The sequence below is a fragment of the Paenibacillus sp. B-A-8 genome (genome assembly GCF_048572915.1).
In the GTDB taxonomy this organism is placed as follows: Bacteria; Bacillota; Bacilli; order Paenibacillales; family Paenibacillaceae; genus Paenibacillus_AQ.
In genome coordinates this window covers 1,817,688-1,836,340 of record NZ_CP183882.1, presented here as the reverse complement: position 1 = coordinate 1,836,340, position 18,653 = coordinate 1,817,688, and the positions used below count along the sequence as shown (strand labels likewise).

At 47.5% G+C, this 18,653-nt stretch carries 10 protein-coding genes; 1 reads left to right on the top strand and 9 read right to left on the bottom strand.

Translation table 11 applies throughout. From position 1 onward, the window contains the following. Positions 1-40: 40 nt before the first annotated feature. A complete protein-coding gene (locus ACN6MV_RS08105; RefSeq protein ID WP_042125436.1) occupies positions 41-949 on the top strand; it encodes an ArsR/SmtB family transcription factor in 909 nt (302 codons plus the stop codon). A gap of 153 nt (positions 950-1,102) precedes the next feature. On the opposite strand, the gene ACN6MV_RS08100 is transcribed toward ACN6MV_RS08105, so the two are convergent. The 9 genes from ACN6MV_RS08100 to ACN6MV_RS08060 form a co-directional block, all read right to left on the bottom strand. Continuing rightward, the gene (locus tag ACN6MV_RS08100; protein ID WP_076121014.1) at positions 1,103-1,375 is read right to left on the bottom strand and encodes a DUF6171 family protein; all 273 of its coding nucleotides are present in this window, start codon (positions 1,373-1,375) and stop codon (positions 1,103-1,105) included. Positions 1,376-1,387: 12 nt separating this feature from the next. Beyond that, positions 1,388-2,884, bottom strand: coding sequence for an alpha-N-arabinofuranosidase (locus tag ACN6MV_RS08095; RefSeq protein WP_419886123.1), 1,497 nt, complete (start codon positions 2,882-2,884; stop codon positions 1,388-1,390). Between the two features lie 108 nt (positions 2,885-2,992). Next, complete coding sequence (locus tag ACN6MV_RS08090; RefSeq protein ID WP_419886122.1) at positions 2,993-3,700, bottom strand: DUF421 domain-containing protein; 708 nt, start codon at positions 3,698-3,700, stop codon at positions 2,993-2,995. Positions 3,701-3,884: 184 nt separating this feature from the next. Further along, complete coding sequence (locus ACN6MV_RS08085) at positions 3,885-11,852, bottom strand: polysaccharide lyase family 8 super-sandwich domain-containing protein (RefSeq protein WP_419886121.1); 7,968 nt, start codon at positions 11,850-11,852, stop codon at positions 3,885-3,887. Positions 11,853-11,893: 41 nt separating this feature from the next. After that, on the bottom strand, positions 11,894-13,726 hold the full coding sequence (locus ACN6MV_RS08080; RefSeq protein WP_419886120.1) for a glycoside hydrolase family 35 protein: 1,833 nt from the start codon (positions 13,724-13,726) through the stop codon (positions 11,894-11,896). Positions 13,727-13,755: 29 nt separating this feature from the next. Then, positions 13,756-15,030: an alpha-L-fucosidase gene (locus ACN6MV_RS08075; RefSeq protein WP_419886119.1), complete on the bottom strand. Its 1,275-nt coding sequence runs from the start codon at positions 15,028-15,030 to the stop codon at positions 13,756-13,758. A gap of 116 nt (positions 15,031-15,146) precedes the next feature. Continuing rightward, positions 15,147-16,544 (bottom strand): ABC transporter substrate-binding protein, encoded by a 1,398-nt coding sequence (locus ACN6MV_RS08070; protein WP_341111332.1) that lies wholly within the window; start codon positions 16,542-16,544, stop codon positions 15,147-15,149. A 141-nt stretch (positions 16,545-16,685) separates the two neighbouring features. Then, positions 16,686-17,522: a carbohydrate ABC transporter permease gene (locus tag ACN6MV_RS08065; protein ID WP_042186014.1), complete on the bottom strand. Its 837-nt coding sequence runs from the start codon at positions 17,520-17,522 to the stop codon at positions 16,686-16,688. Positions 17,523-17,537: 15 nt separating this feature from the next. Continuing rightward, positions 17,538-18,467, bottom strand: coding sequence for a carbohydrate ABC transporter permease (locus ACN6MV_RS08060; protein ID WP_042125419.1), 930 nt, complete (start codon positions 18,465-18,467; stop codon positions 17,538-17,540). Positions 18,468-18,653 lie beyond the last annotated feature (186 nt).

Below are 18,653 nucleotides of genomic sequence, written 5' to 3'. Positions count from 1 at the left end.
CATCAGCGCGTAACCATAAATTTAAAATAGGAGGCCATCTATGAAACTTGACCTGTCGGAAGAATCTCTTCCCGTCTACGAAGCTTTAGCCAGCTCAGTGCGTCTACATCTGTTGCGTTTGCTTGCCGAGAATCCTATGAATGTCAAGGAATTGGCCGCAGCGGTAAATTTGAGCAGCGCCATTATGACTATGCATGTGCGCAAGCTGGAAGCTGCAGGACTCATCCAGACACATATGGCGCCTGGACGAAGTGGTCTGCAAAAGATCTGTACACTAGCTGCTGAAAGTACCGAAATCACCTTTCCGGGCAGACAAATCAATGAGCGCAAAAGCTACCGCAAGGAAATTCCTGTTGGACATTATTCCGACTTCCTGATCGAGCCTACCTGCGGTCTAGCAACTACGGAGCAAGTGATTGGCAGCTTTGATGACCCCCGTTATTTCTGGGATCTCGAGCGTATGAATGCTGGTATTCTTTGGTTCGGCAAAGGATATATCGAATATAAAATCCCTAACTTTCTCCTCTCCAGTCAACAGCCAGAGGAACTAATTATTACGATGGAGATTGCTTCCGAAGCGCCCTCCATTAATAATAATTGGCCCTCCGATATCACTTTCACACTGAACGGAGTGAAGCTCGGATTCTGGACAAGTCCCGGTGATTACGGAGACAGACGCGGCAAATACACACCGGCTTGGTGGCCAGCACTCACGAACCAATACGGCCTACTTAAACAACTGCGCGTAACACCTAAAGGCACATTTATGGATGGTCTGAAACTCTCTGACGTTACACTGGATCAAGTGAACATCCGCAACAAGCAGTGGACCTTCAAACTTTCTGTCGATGAGGATGCCGAGCATATTGGCGGCATTACCCTTTTTGGCAAAGGCTTTGGCAACTATAATGACGATTTAATCGTTGAGCTGTTCTATACAGATGCCTAAGAAGAAGCGGTTATCGTCACTTAAAGAGGATAACCGTTTCTTGAATAATATAAGACATTAACTATAGCGTGAATTTCTTATATTTCACGAATAAAGCCGCATTCATCTCTCCTTGGAGAGTCGAATGCGGCTATTATTTTACCTTATATCATGTTAAATGAAGGATCCCCATAATCCGCCACCGGGCAATGGACAGCTGCGTTCCTTAAGCTTAGCTACAACGGGAATAATGCAACCACAAGCGACGCAAGTCACGCCCTCATGCAGCTTAGGACAAGTCCTGCAAAGAGCAACTCGTTCAGCATAAACTTCATCCGGAACACAAAGCTCTGTCTTAAACATGCTTGATGACAAAATACGCTCGATCTGTGCTTCGGTAACCTTATAATCGTCTCGACAACCCTTGCATGCAGATGTTGTTGACATGATAACACCACCTTATGCCTTTGGCGTAATCTCCAGCACAGTTACTGACATTGGAGCCAGCTCTACATTAAGAAGATCACCTTCAAGTGTAAAGGCTGTAAAAGCCTCCGGTACGACTGCATCTGGCTGACTAAATGTATTATGAGCATCTATCTTGTCACCAACGAGCGTAGTGCCGGTCACTTCAACCTTCTGCCCGAAAAGACCTCGTAGCTCTAGAGGTACAGTAGCTGAGGCAGCGTGATTCAAGTTGCAAAGACTGACATGAATGATTCCAGCGTCTGTTACAGAAGCTGAGGCAGACACTTCAGGAATCTCGCGGCCCTCAAAGCTGTAAGTCCCACTATCGATTGCTAAATCCAACAACTCAGCATCCTGATGGACTTTAAACATATTGAATACATGATAGGTAGGCGTTAGCAGCATTTTTTCTCCTTCGGTTAAAATCACCGCTTGAAGCACGTTAATGGTCTGAGCAATATTTGCCATCCGTACCCGATCACTGTGTTTATGGAAGATATTCAGTGTCACACCAGCTACTAGGGCATCCCGAATCGAATTCTGCTGATATAGGAATCCTGGGTTCGTACCCGGCTCAACATCATACCAAGTTCCCCATTCGTCAACGATAAGGCCTACTCGTTTATCCGGGTCATATTTATCCATAATAACGCCATGCTTAGTAATCAGCTCATCCATGCGAAGTGCCTTTTCTAAGGTGCTAAACCATTCATCCGTTTCAAAGCCTGTTGCTGCCCCTTTATTCTCCCAAGCTGGACCTGGAATCGTATAATAATGAAGCGTAATCGAGTCCATAAAGCGTGTAGCCTCACGCATTAGAACTTCCATCCAGTGATAATCATCCACGTTAGGACCACAAGCGATCCGGTGAATACGGTTGTCCCCATAATTACGAACATACGTCTGATATTGGCGATAAAGATCTGCATAATATTCTGGACGCATATTCCCGCCGCAGCCCCAGTTCTCATTACCAACGCCAAAATAAGTCACACTCCAAGGTTCTTGATGGCCATTCTGCTGGCGAAGCTCAGACATTGGTGAAACACCGCCAAAGGTTAAGTACTCCACCCATTCGGACATCTCTTGAACCGTACCACTTCCCACATTACCATTGATATAAGGTTCACATTCCAGCATCTCACATAATTCCATGAATTCATGCGTACCAAAATGGTTGTTCTCAACCGTGCCGCCCCAATGCGTATTGATCATCCGTTTACGGGCTTCGCGATCACCAATACCATCTTTCCAATGATATTCATCCGCGAAACATCCACCCGGCCAGCGAAGCACTGGAATCTGAATTTCTTTAAGCGCTTTCACAACATCATTACGAATACCATTAGTGTTAGGAATCGGTGAATCTTCTCCAACCCAAATACCTTCATAAATACAACGTCCTAGATGCTCAGAGAAATGTCCATAAATATTTTTGTTTATTGTACCCTTGCGAATGTCTGTGTTAAGTATTGCGCGCTTTGCCATAAATAAGTTCCGCCCTTCAAGATTTATATTTTTATTAACTAATTAATAATTATATGAATATTATAGAGCGGTCTTCCGCGATCCGTCAATCTCCAATATCAATATTCACTATTCTTTATCAATAGGCTTGTTTATCTTGTCTTCATAATAATCAAATACAAGCTGCTGCTGCGTGCCTCTTACCCCGTAAAATACGTCGGAGATCCGTTTCCCCTTCCGTCTTAACTCATTCTCAAGCCATTCTTTGGTCAGACCATTATTTTCAAGATTTTCTTCAATGAGAACGCCATCCATAATTAACTCTACGGGAAAGCTCTGAGAGACCGAAGAAAGCTTCAAATCTTTTCGGGTCACATATTGATACTCCTGTTTCTTTAAGACAGATACCATTCCGTTATCTTCTAATACGGCGTACTCTACTACCTCTAAATTAAAAATTTCTTTTTCCCTCAGCGCCTGTGCCAAGGAATCCAGTGAATACCTTACCTTTTTCATATTTCCTTCAAGAATTTTCCCATTTTCGATAAGTACCGTGGGTGAACCCGATATCCAGCTTCGCATTCTACGACTCTTTATTGCGATGACTGATAGCAGAAAAGAAGTAGCTGTGATAACAATAAGCGCCACGATCATATATGACGATTTTAGTTCTTTATTAAAAGCCAAGTTCGCCGCAAGCGATCCCAATATAATACCTGTTACGAAATCATGAAACGTCAAATTAGAAATCGTTTGTTTACCCAATATTTTAGCTATCAATAACAGCATGATCATCGCTACTACTGTACGAAGTACAATATCCAGATGTGCTTGCATCACTCAACCCCCTACCTCTCCTCTCCCATTATTTACAGACGCAGTAGAAATGAAACATCACTACAATTGAAGTAATCATTGTACAGAAAGATTCATACGGGTAGGCATTCGGAGATTTCTATAACCACGAAAAGGGCTCTGGAATAGTTCTACTGAACCGTCCCAAAGCCCTGGCTTCGAACTCTTACTTTTCATTCTTGATTTCAAGCAGATTATGCAGAACCATTGCCCCTTCAGCTCGGGTTGCTGAGCCTCCCGGATCGAAGTTCCGGTCACTCCGGCCCTGGATAAGTCCAAGGACTTGGGCGGCAATGATTGATTCACGGGCCCATGAGGCAGCCGCACTCAAATCACCGAATTGGATTACAGGCTTTGATTCCACCTTTTTCCCGCTGACATATTCGTAGGCCCGCATCACCATGACCGCCATCTCTTGGCGGGAAATAAGGGCTTCTGGAGCGAAGCGGGTCTCGCTCACCCCATGGACGATCCCCGCCTCTACAGCCTGCGCCACTTCCTCCACATACCACTGATCCGCAGATACATCCGTAAATACTGTAGATGATTTTACTTCAAGACCCAGCAAACGGGTCATCATGGCTGTAAATTCCGCACGGGTCACTGACCGATTCGGATCGAATTTCCGAAGCCCAACGCCTTGAATCAGATGTTTAGCGGACAATTCTTGAACAGCCTCATGCACCCAATGTCCGGATGGAACATCATCATAAGATTTGTTGTATTCCAGCACGGCATATGTGCCTAAGTGTTCAGTACTCAGAGCCACCTTGCCCTTTAGCCAGGAACCGCCCGCATACTCCATATTTCCGGAGTCCGAAAAATAATAGCTGCCGAGTAAATTCCTGTTCGTCTCAGGGTGAGTGTTAAGCTCTAAAGTAAGTTGATCTACAAATTGGTGAATTACACTCTTTTTCCCGTCTGCTGTGGCAATATAGAGCTTAAAGTCAAGGAATTCACCTGCCAGGTTCAGCTCTACGCCGGATTGCTGCGCTGCGCTTGCCAGCATCCGTTGTGCTGCTTCCCCTTCCACCTCGGAAGCCTCCAGAAAGATCTGACTGCTGGCTAATTGCTCCGCAGGAATCAAGTTCCGCAATTGTTGAAGCACTGCCGCCGGAAGGGTCACATTGAAGTTAGAAGCCTCTACCCGAAGCGGCTTCTGCTTAAGCATATCTGCTGCCGTTCCCGGCAATACTAGCACTCTCAATTTACCCTCATAGACAATTGCTGCCGAGAGATCGTTCAACGAAGCGGCGTTTAGTTGCAGCCGCCCCGCCGTTTCCTCCGGAACGGAAGGCACTTGTGGTTGCGAGCTCGGGACAGTTGAAGAAGTGTCTTCCGCTTGTAGAATCTGAAGCGTCAGACTGCTCTGCTGTCCTCCGTAACTTGCAGTAATTACAGTCATACCCGGATCGAGAGCTTGCAGCTGCCCCGTTGCCGTTACTGTGGCTACCTTCCTGTTACCGCTCTCGTAGATCACACCCTCGGTTACCGTAAGGCGGCTATCATCACTATATACCGCCGTTGTGACCACCTTACCGTTCTGCCCTATTACCAAGGATGTCGGACCGCTTAACGAAATTGAGACGAGTTCCGGCAGTTGTTCATACACCTTTAATGAATAGGAAGCGGTCATGTTGTCATATACGGATGAAATAACCGAAACGCCCGGGCCTTTAGCTTCAATATGGCCATCTTTGTCTATACTTGCGACGTTAGGATCGCTAGTCTCATAGATTATACCTTCGGTTACTATATAACGGCTGCCGTCGCTGTACACTATCGAAGTAACCGCCGTTCCGGTCTCCCCGACACTCAGGATTTCCGGGCCGCTGATTGCCGTTGAGACTCTTTCTGTAGGCTCCATGACCGTCACCTGAAGCTGCCGGAACGGCTCTACATTGCCTGCCTTATCCACCGAACGATAATCGATCCCGAAGGTTCCGGAGTTCTCGATATATACGCTCTGAGTAACCGTATTCCATGCACCTCCATTGAGCCGGTATTCCGTCCGCTTGACTCCCCAGCCGACAGCTCCCCCATTGGATTGATCGGTCGCATCGAAAATGATATTCACTTTGCCCTTATATGAGCCCCCTTCTCCTGTTTCTCCAAGTATGGTAGCTTTCGTGACCGGAGGTGTTGTATCCTTCGGCAAAATCTCCAGATATGCAGCATATTTGCCATTCTCATTCTTGCGGCTTCTTATGTCTGTGGCGAGATTATAGCCTACCTGCTTAAGAGCCAGGCTTATCACCGGATCGGAAGGGAACTCCGAGCCAACCCATGAGGTGATATCAAACTGCCGCCACTGCTCCGGTCCGGAAAAAGTCTGCAGCGCGGCTTGAGTACCGATTTTTGGAGCATTATTGTAATTTATCGTTGCCTCTGTCCAAGAATCATCTTGGACTCCAAATACACCGATATCGGATAAAGTGCCTGCCCCATCATTTGTCTTTCCGAACACATTCAGCTTTACAGAACCGACTTCGCCGACAAATGAACTCAGATCAAATTTCAGATAAGCCTTTCTGTCTGTGTCCCCACTGCCATTTCTGATTTGCAAGTAATTGACCGAACTATAATTGATTGCAGCTTTCGATCCTCCATTGACATACGCATCTTCAGAAACATACAGCTTCGTTATTGCCGCTTCGTCTGGTTCCAAATCGGAGGGCTCAGAAGGCTCAGCATTCGGATCAATTCTGAACTTGACAACATGGCTTTTCCCCTTGGATCCGCTTGTATGGATTGCGAGTTCAATCCTCGGTGAGGTCTGCAGTACCGTCACGGTTGGGTCTTTCATCAGCTCTTCCAGCGCGGTTTTGCCGACATCCACATTCACCACAGATTGGGACTGTGTCGGGTCCGAAACGGCTATCGTCAGTTCATCTCCAGACTCCTTGATGATAATGGAAGCTGGATGATTGGCACGTACGGATTCGATCATTCCCGGAACCCAGAAGTTCATAGCCGTAAGTCCCAGCTTCTGTTCCTTGACAGCTTGAACACTATCCGTGTTGGCTATAATTTCGATGTCGGGACTACTGCTGTAACGTGCTGTTGCCGTTTCATCCTGATTCGGCAGCAGCACATACGAATACGATTGATTCACCGGATTCGTTCCCTGAGCAATCGACAGACTGACATAATTTCTCGTAATCGGCTCCGTTGATCCCCCTTGATTAATATCCTTCCATGCGCCAGTCCGAGACTCACGTAGACCGTCTATCGTTGGGGCGTCAGGGAAATAATAACCGATCCCCGAGCCGGGAACATTGCCTTCCAGATGTGCCCAATGCACCTGATTCATAGACTCAGACCAGCCCAGCGCGGATGGCTTGACCTCTCCGTTGACCGTAAGTACATTTTCTCCGCTCGCCTTGAGCTTACGGTTATCTACGATGGTCTCCACCTTGCGGTTATCCGTGCTTGTAATGCCTGCCCCAAGCGCTACGATTTCATCATCGAACATGAACCAGGACTTTTTACCGGACAATGTGCTGTTATCCGGGTCCAGATCCATGCCGGCCGCTCCATAAAGACCGTCTATGGATGATCCTCCCACCCAGGTTTTAGATGTAGTCTTGGCTGCACCGCGACTTGCCCCATCTGATGTAACCCCAGGCAGACGATAAGCGTTCACGGTCGGCCAGAATGCATCTGCATATTGATCCAGATCCTGATTATACAAATAGGTCATGCCTTCGCCTGTATACCAGCCCTTCAGGTTCTCTGTGCCAGCTTCATAGTTGGCAATTCGGGCCGAAGACATGCTGATCCCAAAGGCATATCCAGGCCGATGATGGACAATCCGGTCCATAGCCGCAAACTGCTTATGCACAGTAAGGTCTCCTGATGGCTGCACCTCTGGATCGTTCATAAGCTTCTGGAGCAGAACAATATCAGCTACTCTAAGACCGTCGTAATAACTTTCTACTACCGTATCGGCTTCGAACCAATACTTCACCATCGATTTAAACCGGGCCGCTTGCTCCGGTGGCGCGGAAGAAGCCAGCCGCAGAATATGCGACCAAGGCACGAGCTGCCGGTTTCCCCTGGCTATCGATCTGCCGAACACCATATCCATCATTAATTTTCTGTAGACAAGAGGTTCATAAGAATCCGTTACCCAGTTGTATACATTCTTCATATTGGCATCAGTCAACGGCCAGGAGGACCCTGTCAGCAAGGTCATCATTTTCATCATATCGCCAAGCAATACAGCCCCATAACTGCCGGTATATGCAATATTATTATGCTGGATAAAGGAGCCGTCCTCATAAAAGCCGTCTCCGCGGGTCACATAGGGCAATACCTGGCTAACCGCATCCCGTCCTTGCTTAATCTTCGCACTGTCATGATTGTGAATGCCCCTCAGGACCACCGCCAGTGCTTTATCCAGGCGATTCGCGCCGGTTTCCATCAAAGAGGTTTGATTCGTCCGTTTGGTTGGGTCCGGGCAGAACTTATCGATGGCTTTGGTATACTTGGTAATCTGATCGGCTGATAAATACTCGAACATCAAGGCCATCGTATCTCCCAATGCAAGCGGAATGCCTATCTCCCATTCGAACCAATTGCCTTTCTCCACTTTGGTTTCGTTATACCAATTTGCGTATAGGAAGTCTAAGCCGCCCAGGATATCTGATTTCAATTGCATATTCTCGTACAATGGTGAGCCGGTTGTCCTAAAGGCAATAGCCATATCCTTCAACCGATTATAAGAGGCTGCCGTATCAAAAGCATCTGCTGTGCTGCCCGGCTTATCACTCCATAAATAAGTACGGTTCAATTGCTTGTTCATCGTATCCCAGAATCCAGTTTGCTCCTGATTGCTGATCTTATCGGATAAAGTCGTAATGGACTTAGCGATGTCCGGATTATTCGGATCGAAGGATTGCCCTCCGGTCAAATACTCCACCCATCTTCCACGAAGCTCGTCATATTCGTCTTTTGGAGTCTCTCCTTCAGCAATATTAAATTTCAATACATGCGTAGCCCCTATGGAATTCTTCACATCCACTGTAATAACTGTATTTCCCGATGCTTGCACCACTTCCGTCTTGCTGTCTTTGCTGAGCAATGTCAACCCCGGTATATCCAGTTCCAGGGACAATAGGTTTTGCGACTGTGTAGGATCAGACACCGAAACCTCAAGCTCCTGATCGATCTGCCGAATCATTACAGAAGCCGGATTGAGCGCCTTGATGAAATCTACCGTTCCTGGATTCCAGAAATTAGCGGCGGTTATACCCAGCTTTTTCTCTCTTACTGCATGCACATTCTCTGTATTGCTCAGCACTTCGATATCCGGGTTGCCACTATAGTCTTCAGTGCCGGCAACATCACGATTAGGCAACAGGACATAGGAATATGAGCCGTTCGAAGGCGTATCCCCATGCTCAAATGCCAGGCTTAGATAGTTCCGTGTAACGGGAACATCGGATTGTGTGGCATTAATCTCTTTCCAGCTGCCGGTTCTAGCTTCACGCTGAGCTAGAAGACTTGGAGCGTCCGGGAAATAGTATCCAACATCGGAAGCTGGCACATTGCCCTCCAGATGGGCCCATTGAACATTCTTCACCGTCTCTGACCATCCGGCCAGTGATGGTTCTGCGGCTCCGTTGATTAGAAGTTTGTTATTCCCTGCTTCGTTCAGCATGCGGTTATCAACGATCGTCTCGACAGACTGCGGGCCGGCAGTTGTTTTGGAGATTCCCGAACCGAGCGCCACAATCTCATCATCGAACATGAACCAGGATTTCTTGCCCTGCAAGTCGCTGCCTGTCACTTGGGACAGAGAGAAATCCATCCCTGCTGCACCGTAAAGGCCTTCCAATGACGATCCACCCACCCAGGTTTTCGGATTCATGTAACTTTTCCATTCTACAGGTACCATCCCCTGCCCCGATCCATCCGTTGTCGTGCCAGACAAGCGGAAGGAATTGACGGTAGGCCAGAAGTCATTGCGGTATTGGTTCAGATCCTGATCGTATAAATAGGTCATCCCAATCCCCGTATACCATCCCTTCAAGTTCTCGTTGTTCCCTTTCTCAAACGCCGAGATTCGATTCGAGAACAAGCTCAGGCCGAAACCGTAACCTTCGCGTAGATGAACTACCCGGTCCATACCGGCGAAGACTTGATTCTTAATCAGAGCTCCTCTTGGATCGACCTTTCCGTCATTCATCAGCTTTTTCACAATCGTTATATCGGCAAGCGACAACCCTTCATAATAATTACCGGATGCCATATTCGCTGAGATCCATTCTTTCGCCGCTTGCTTGATGGATAAAGCAATATTCTCTGGAGCAGTTTCAGCCATCCGCAGCAGGGTGACAATTAACCCCCTTGCGCTGCCGCTCCCTTTTCTAGAGATCCCTCTGCCATTGACCGAGTCCATAAATTGACCGTTGTAGATCACCGGCTCATAAGTCTGAGCCACCCATTCGTAAATGTTCAGAACATTCGGGTCCGTTATTGGCCATGGAGAATCGGTCAGCAGATAAGACATATCCGCCGTACCTTTGAGCCAGACCGAACCATATCCTCCCGTATAGGCTATATTATTATGCTGAACGAGGGAGCCATCCTTATACACACCGTCTCCATGGGTTGTGTAGACATACTCAGAGCCTATGGAATCACGGCCCTGAATGATCTTCGCACTGTTGTTGCCAATCACGCCTCTTACCGTGACCACAAGCGCTTTATCCAGCAGGTTCGCTCCCGTCATCTTCGTGCCCTTAACGCCAAGCACCGACCCTACTTTGGGGTCTGGACAGAAGGCATCTATAGCCGCAAGATACTGATTGATTTGCTGCGGCGTCAGATGGTCATACATGAGCACCATAAGATCATTCACAACCTGCGGCGTGCCGATCTCCCAATCCCACCAGTTCCCATAAGCGCTTTTGCTCGGGTTGTAACGGTTGGTGTACATCCAATTGATTGCGCTTACAATATCATCCGCCAAAGCGCTGTTGCCGTAAAGCTCCGATCCCTCCACAGAATAGGCCAACGCCATAGTCTTCAAGCGATTGAAAGCGCTTGTAATAAACTGCGAATCTGTAGTGCTCGCGGTATCACTCCACAAGGAGGTGCGGCTGGAGGATTTGTTCATCCCCTCCCAAAGTACAGCAGCCGAAGCAGCCTGAGCGCTTATACTGGCAGCTATATCAGGATCACTCCCATCGTATTGGCCACCACTTAATCGGTCGTACCATCTCAGCCTCAATTTATTGTAAGCCTGTATCGTGTCGGGAGCTTCAACAGTAACCAGACATTCGGCTGCAAGGCTACCATCCGGCGTAGCAATCTTGATGGTCGAAGATCCGATCCCCGTTCCCGTTACATTACCAAGTGCGTCCACAGTCGCAGCTTCTGGATTGCTCGAAGTCCATACTACCGTTTTATCCACCGCCGTTATAGGGGATAAAGTCGGTAGAAGTGCAACCGTGTCCCCTTTGACCATAGAGAAGGCTGTACGGTCTAGCGCAATTCCTGTAAGACCCGCATATTCCTCCAATACGATATCATCTATCCATAGCTTACCTTTTCCAGTCTCCAAAAAAGGCTCGATGACAAGCTTCGTCGCGTTAGCCGGCATAGTTAGAAGTACTTGCTGCAAACTCCAGTCCTGTGTGCCTGTTATTTTAGGAGAGGAAGGTCCATCTCCCACTTTAGCAGTATTGTAATATTGTGTTCTAAAGTAGGCTCCCTGCCCAGTGACATTGTCCGTCTTCAGCCAGACTTTAAGTCTGTAGGATTTACCGGGGATAACCGAAGTTACCCCCTGATTGATGGAAATCCTGCTTGTCGCAAAGGCATCGAATAGCATGGACCGGGTTCCTTCATGCGCAGTGCCAGTGTCTATCTTGATATTTGCAGTTTTATTCGTCCCTTTTCCGCTACCAGTAGGTACCCATAAACTCCAGCCCACCGGAGCAGAGTCTGTAACCCCTGTCCAGGTGGAGTCCAGGGTTGTCGTTGAATTCTCAAAACTTCCGTTAAGCATAAGATTTGATGCAGCCGCAGATGCCCTGCTGTCCGAGTGATAAAGAACTCCCGCACAGGAAGAAAAAAGATCAACAATGAGAACTAATACTAAAAACAGACTTGGTTTTCGCATTTGTTCACCCCAATCTTAGAATAGGTTAAAGCTAAAAATATCTACAATATATCTTCCTGTACAAAATTCAGCACGGCATCGTCGACAGCTGAAGTTTTTCCCAGATCCGGGAGATTCACAAGTTCGATTTCGCAAGTCTCCGCACAGCCGTGCAGCTCCAAAAGAACAAGTTCATTACGCCCTTTGCGCAGCAATGGACCGGGAATATATAGGGCCCTTTGCGGTCCTGCGTTCCAGTAGCGGCCCAGATTAAATCCGTTGATCCAGGCAACCCCTTTATTCCATCCATCGAACCGTAGAAAAGTATCGCCAATTTCCTCCGCCTCAAAGCAGCCCCTGTAGAATCCGGGCAAACCCGAAAGTGCCGCAGCTTCTTGCTTCTCCACCGTCTGCTCCTTGTACTCAAGTGAAGCCAGCGTTCCCGGTTCTAACGGAAGTGTACGGATCGTCCAGTTATATTGCAGTTGGTTATCGATTCGAACCCCGTCCAGAATTCCTTTCGGATCACGAATGAGCGGTCCATAGTTGATCCGACCCATATTCTCGACGAGAATTTCCAGCTTCGCTCCCCCTGCAGGAATAGAAATTTCCAGTGGCTGCGGATTCCAGCGTTCAATTACCCCAAGCAGCTGCCTATCTAGGAAGACCTGCGCCCGATCCCGCACACCTTCGATGTGAAGCTTCTGCCTAGACCGCGGTCCCTTTACAAAAGTACTGTACACTATAAAGCCATAGGATTGTCCGAGCTTCTCCATCGGCTGAACAAATACACTGTTCACCGGTTCGGATAACTTATCCAGATTGGAAGCTGTGAACAGTTCCGCTCTTTCCGTCAAGGCAACTTTTCCATAGGAGATCTTCGGAATCGGCTCAGGGAGTGAACAAGTCGGGGCAAATCCATGCTTACCAAGTACCGACCGGACAGCTTCAAATTTTGCCGTCGTATCTCCCCATTCCGTGAGTGGAGCATCATAGTCATAGCTTGTAGTCGTCGGCTCGTAGCCGACGATATGATTCGCCCCATTATAGAAACCAAAATTGGTTCCGCCATGGAACATGTACATATTTAGTGAGGAGCCATGCGTTAGGATATCATCCAGAACGCCAGCTACATCTTCGGCATCACGTACATGATGATCCTCCATCCAGTGATCGAACCAGCCGTTCCAATATTCCATCACCATCAGAGGTTCATCAGAGCGGTACTCCCTATATTTGCGGAAAGACTCCTCTGTACTAGAACCAAAATTGACTGTTGCATGCACATCCTCCAACGTTCCGCCGAGCAACATCTCATCCGTTGGCCCGTCGGAAGTAAAGAGCAGCACATCTACCCCTCTGCTGACCAATCCATTACGCATATATCTCAAGTAGTTACTGTCATTTCCATAACTTCCATATTCATTCTCAACCTGGACGGCCAGAATCGGCCCACCATGTGTGGAGAGCAGCGGAACCAGCCGAGGAATTAGCTCATCGTAATACCGATCCACTTTACTTAAATAAAGAGGGTCACAGCAGCGAAGCTGAATTTCCCCGTAAGCCAGCAGCCAGCCCGGCAGGCCTCCGAACTCCCATTCCGCACAAATGAATGGACTCGGTCTGACAATCACATGAAGCCCAACCTCTCCAGCCAGTTCGATAAAAGAGACAACATCGGCCATGCCATCAAATACGAACTCCCCTTCCTTAGGTTCATGCATATTCCAGGCGATGTAGGTCTCTACGGTATTAAATCCGCAGGCTTTCAATTTCAGCAGCCGGTCTTTCCAGTATTCAGGCACAACCCGAAAGTAATGAATCGCTCCCGATACAATCCGGTAAGGCTGTCCGTCCAGCAAATATTGTCCGTTGTTCCAGGTGAGCAGGCTCATAATCGACAACCTCCTTTTTTAACATTCATTTATTCTAACGTTTCTCCACAGTGGTAAACGGCAATCCGTCTGATCTCGGGATTTGCGGAAGCTTCTGTCACCCGTAGTCGTAATTTCTCTGCACATACTGGAGGGAAAGCGTCGATTTTCTTATGGCCAATCGCACTGCCGTGCTTCAGCTCCAACCACTCCCCGCTGCTGTAAGCTTCCAGCACATATCCTCCCACCCGCTCGCCGTAAGCGATGTCCTCCATAATCTCGGCGTGGTCAATCACAGCAGCCGTTGGCAGCTCCAGCTCAATAAGATCTCCAGTGCCAGCTGTTACCGCCAGAGCCTCGCCGAATCTACGCTGGATCTCCTTACCGAATTCCAGGAGTCGCTGCACATCGGCCTCCGGAAACAGCCCGCGGTTATCAGGGGCTACATTGAGCAGCAAAGTCGCCCCATGTCCGACCGAACGATAATAAATGTCCATTAGCTGTTCTAGGGACAGCAGCAAATGCTCTTCCTCAGGATGCCAGAACCAGCGGTCTTTACGGATGGGCACATCACATTCCGCAGGCACCCAGCTTGGCGTTCCGGGAAGCCAATTTAGCGAAGCTTCACTGAACATGCTCCCCCGTGCGGAATTTGCAGTGTTCCAGCATGGATAAGGAGCAAGGCCATCCTCATTGCCAACCCAGCGAATGGTTGGCGCTCCCATATTAAACACCATAGCCCCTGGCTGATGGAGCTTAATCAGATCCATAATCCGCCGCCAATCATAATTGCGGCCCTCAGATCCTGCACCGTCAAACCAAATCTCCGTAAGCGGACCATATCCCGTAAGCAATTCCTGCAATTGCAGGGCATAGAAATCATCGTACGCTTGCGGATCCGCATAACACGGCTCATGTCTGTCCCATGGAGACAAATAAATGCCAAAGCCGACTCCAAGGTCCCGGCAAGCTTCTGCGCACTCCATGACGACATCGCCGCGGCCTTCTTTCCACGGACTGGAAGCCACAGAATAGGTGCTTGTCGCAGTCGGCCACAGGCAGAATCCGTCATGATGCTTAGCTGTCAGTATAAAATAACGGAAACCGGCTTCTTTAGCTGTACTAACCCATTGGCGGGCATCTAGTTGAAGCGGATTGAAAACCGCAGGTGAATCACTGCCCTCTCCCCATTCCTGATCGCAAAACGTATTGATGCCAAAATGGCAGAACATCCCCAGCTCCAGGTCTTGCCAGGCCATCTGCTCTCTGGAAGGCAGCGCTGCCAGCTCTTCCGGCTTGTTCTGTGAAGATATGCTTTCCATCATTTCTGAACTCTCCCGTGTGTTTGTGTAGGCTCCCTTGTAAAAAAGGGCTTTGGAAAGCCGGTTGATGACCTTCCAAAGCCCCGTCCACAACTTGGGATACCTCGCTTATTGCCTATTTATTTGATGACGCCTTTTTCGTTGATAATTTTCGTTGCTTCATCAACCATCCATTGCTGAACTTTATCAATCGATTCATTGCCGAGCATAAATCTGCTGAAGCCGTCATCGATAATTTTGGTCAACTCGGAAGTTGCTGTAGTCATCACCTGTGCACCGTCGAGGAACTGAATTTCGCTATCGAAGAGTGTATATTTGAGTGAATCCATATCATACATATCTTCTTTTCCAGCAACCAATTTAGTCAGTAGAGCCTCATTGTCAGCTTTTTTATAACCGGAGAATTCCAGTCTGTTATCACTAACAGCCGTTGACATAAATCTCATCAGTTTAAAGGAAGCTTCTTTGTTCTTCGAAGTTGCCCCCATCGCCAGCATGTTGCCGCTGGTGAAGTATTTGCCTTCGTATTCTTTTGGTTCCGATCCTGCCGGAGGCACCGGCACTGGGGCAAAGGCTGTCTTGAATTCATGCGGATACTGCTCGGTGTTACCCGGATCAGCAATCGTCCAGTTACCAGCCAGGATCATAGCGGCTTCTTCATTGAAGAATTCCGTGCGGTAATTGAGCTTAGCAGCTAATGCGTCCGCATAGGATTTCGCGGATTTATCAGCAGACTCCATATCTTTGCGCAGCTGGAAGAAATATTTGTAGGTTGGATCCGCGAAAATGGTTGTTCCGTCGTCATACACGAACGGATCTTTCATCATCGTTTGGGCCGGAGCGTTCATGTACAGCTCCCAAGTGTGGAAGTATGTGCCGTAACGTTTATCCACGCCTTCGCCTTTGGTCAGTTTTTTAGCATAGTCGCGGTAGTCATCCCATGTCCAGCCAAAAGTAGGAACAGGCAACCCAGCTTCATCCAACGCGTCCTTGTTTAGCATCACATAGTTACTGCTCTTCGTGTATTGCATCCCATAATATTTGCTATCGACCTTAGCGTTCACATAATATTCATCCTCGGGAACGAGGTTATCCTTGTCATAGAATTCATTCAGCGGGGCAAGTGCTCCACGGGTTGCCCGTTCAAGCACGCCGCCAAGACTAGGCACCTGAACAACGTCAATCGCTTCACCGGAAGAAATCAGGAAGTCGAGTTTTTTCAACATTTCTACGGAATCCCCTGGAACGAGTGTCACATGCTCTACCTTGATGTCCGGGTTCTGATCCATAAATTCCTGCAGCATGGCATCGGTGCCTACCGATTGAGCTTCATTGTCCCAGTTGTAATACTTGATGGCGACCTGCTTGTCCGCCTTAACATTTCCTGCATTTGCACTTGCGTCAGCACTGCCATTCTCCGCCGTATTGCCGGAATTACCACAAGCGCTTAGCGTTAAGGAAACCGCCAGCATAGAGCCTAATACAACGGATAATCTCTTTTTGCTCTTTGTTTTCATTTTACTTCCCCCCGCACTGAATTTTAAGTATAGTGCCTTGTTCATTTCTTATTATAGGCATCCGCTTTACTGGCTAAGTGCACAATTTTGCTGTTGTAGGATCACATTTTTGACTTTTACTATCTATCACACACTCGCAGGTCAGCCCTTAACGCCGCCCAGCGAGATTCCGTTAATGACTTGCTTCTGCAAGGCAATGAACACAATGACGAGCGGGATGATCGCCGAAACAGCTGCCGTCATCATAATCGCATAGTTGTTCGAATAATCGTCCCGGAACAGTGTCATACCGAGTGGGATAGTGTACAAATTCTTATTTAGTAAGAAGATCAACGGATTCTGGTAATCATTCCAGGTCCAGATAAATTTGATGATTGCCACCGTAGCGAGCACCGGTTTACAAAGCGGAATAATGATAGACCAGAATATCCGCAAATGGCCTGCACCGTCAATTCGTGCCGCTTCAATATATTCGTCGCTGACACCTATCATAAATTGCCGCAGCAGGAACGTGAAGTAGATGGAGAACATACTCATTAATATGATTGCCGCATGGGTATCATAGAGGCCGAACCAGCGAATCAGCAGAAAACGCGGAATCAGTGTGGCCTGATCAGGAATAATCATGAACGACAGCAGCGCCAGAAACACCATATTTCTTCCTTTGAACTTGATTTTGGTCAAGGCGTACGCTGACATAGATGAAATGATAAGTGTAATTAAGGTTGTTATAATCGCAACTTTAAAGGAATTTAAATAAAAATGAGAAAAAGGTACTCGTCCCATCCAAACCATCTTGAAATTATACGCTACATTGATCTTCTCGGGAATCCATTGGATCGGGAAGCGCATTACATCTTTCTCATATTTAAAGGCTGCGGAAATCATCCAGATCAGCGGAATAAGAAATACAATGGACAAAGCCCCCATGATGCAGGTAGTGATTACTCTGGACATATTTTTTCTAATCAGTTGCATGTTAATCTCCCCCCTTTATTCTTCATTTCTCATTTTCCAAGTAGCCGCGGTGATCAAGCCTATGACGGCGAATAGCAGCCAGGAAATTGCAGAAGCGTAACCCATGTTGTAATATTTGAACCCTTCCTCATAGATCCTGAACACAAGCACGGTAGAAGAATTATTCGGGCCACCTTCGGTCAAAAAGGCGATGATGTCGAATACCTTAAACGAGCCAATCAGCATAGTGATAAGCAAGAAGAACGTGGTTGGACGCAGCATCGGAACCGTGATGGCAAAGAATTTTTTCAGTGCACTGGCTCCGTCTATTTCGGCGGCTTCGTAGATTTCATCGGAAATATTCGTCAAGCCGGCCATATAGATAATAATGGTATAACCCAGACTCGCCCAGGAACTGATAATAGCAATCGATAACAGCGAGGTTTTTGGATCCACCAGCCATTTCGGAGGACTGGAAATTCCAAGCTCCATCAAGAACTGATTGATCGGTCCAAGAGATGGATGGAACAATGCGCTCCATACGGCGGCAATTGCAATAATCGAAGAAATATAAGGGATAAAGAAGGCGACTTTGAAATAATTTTTAAGAAATACACTATTTTGAATCAATGCCGCCAGCACCAAAGCAATCGCAATCGGTATCGGCACGGTCATAATCATATAAATGGCATTGTTCTTCAAAGCTTGAATGATGCTCGGATCATGGAACATTTTGATATAGTTATCCAATCCGATAAACTCGATCCCTTGAACCCCCGACAATAGATCCCATTTCGAGAAGCTTAAATAAAGTGAGAATCCAAGTGCAAATACATTAAGAAAAAGCATTCCGACAATTTCCGGAGCTAGAAATAGCCACCCGGTCAAAGCCTCTTTCCGCTGCGGAGTCCAGAACTTCCGCTTCTCCTGCAGAATTTTTGGCACAGGTTGTTTTGCAGCCTCCACGTTGTATCACCTCGACAATTTGATTTGTCATTATAGTAATATATCCGTCTTCCGCATGAAGGAGTGATTATGACCCGAGATGTGCAAGATTTTGACCTTTGTCCGTAGGCAAGGTAAAGTGCCTTCGCCATCCTTTTAAGGACGCTAAGCATTTATACGAGAATTAGTAGGATAATGTATAACGTG

Bases quoted from the DNA above. Each gene is read 5' to 3' on its own strand.
- ACN6MV_RS08100 (WP_076121014.1), bottom strand. From the start codon at position 1,375: ATGTCAACAACATCTGCATGCAAGGGTTGTCGAGACGATTATAAGGTT.
- ACN6MV_RS08070 (WP_341111332.1), bottom strand. From the start codon at position 16,544: ATGAAAACAAAGAGCAAAAAGAGATTATCCGTTGTATTAGGCTCTATG.
- ACN6MV_RS08090 (WP_419886122.1), bottom strand. From the start codon at position 3,700: ATGCAAGCACATCTGGATATTGTACTTCGTACAGTAGTAGCGATGATC.
- ACN6MV_RS08065 (WP_042186014.1), bottom strand. From the start codon at position 17,522: ATGCAACTGATTAGAAAAAATATGTCCAGAGTAATCACTACCTGCATC.
- ACN6MV_RS08095 (WP_419886123.1), bottom strand. From the start codon at position 2,884: ATGGCAAAGCGCGCAATACTTAACACAGACATTCGCAAGGGTACAATA.
- ACN6MV_RS08085 (WP_419886121.1), bottom strand. From the start codon at position 11,852: ATGCGAAAACCAAGTCTGTTTTTAGTATTAGTTCTCATTGTTGATCTT.
- ACN6MV_RS08075 (WP_419886119.1), bottom strand. From the start codon at position 15,030: ATGATGGAAAGCATATCTTCACAGAACAAGCCGGAAGAGCTGGCAGCG.
- ACN6MV_RS08105 (WP_042125436.1), top strand. From the start codon at position 41: ATGAAACTTGACCTGTCGGAAGAATCTCTTCCCGTCTACGAAGCTTTA.
- ACN6MV_RS08080 (WP_419886120.1), bottom strand. From the start codon at position 13,726: ATGAGCCTGCTCACCTGGAACAACGGACAATATTTGCTGGACGGACAG.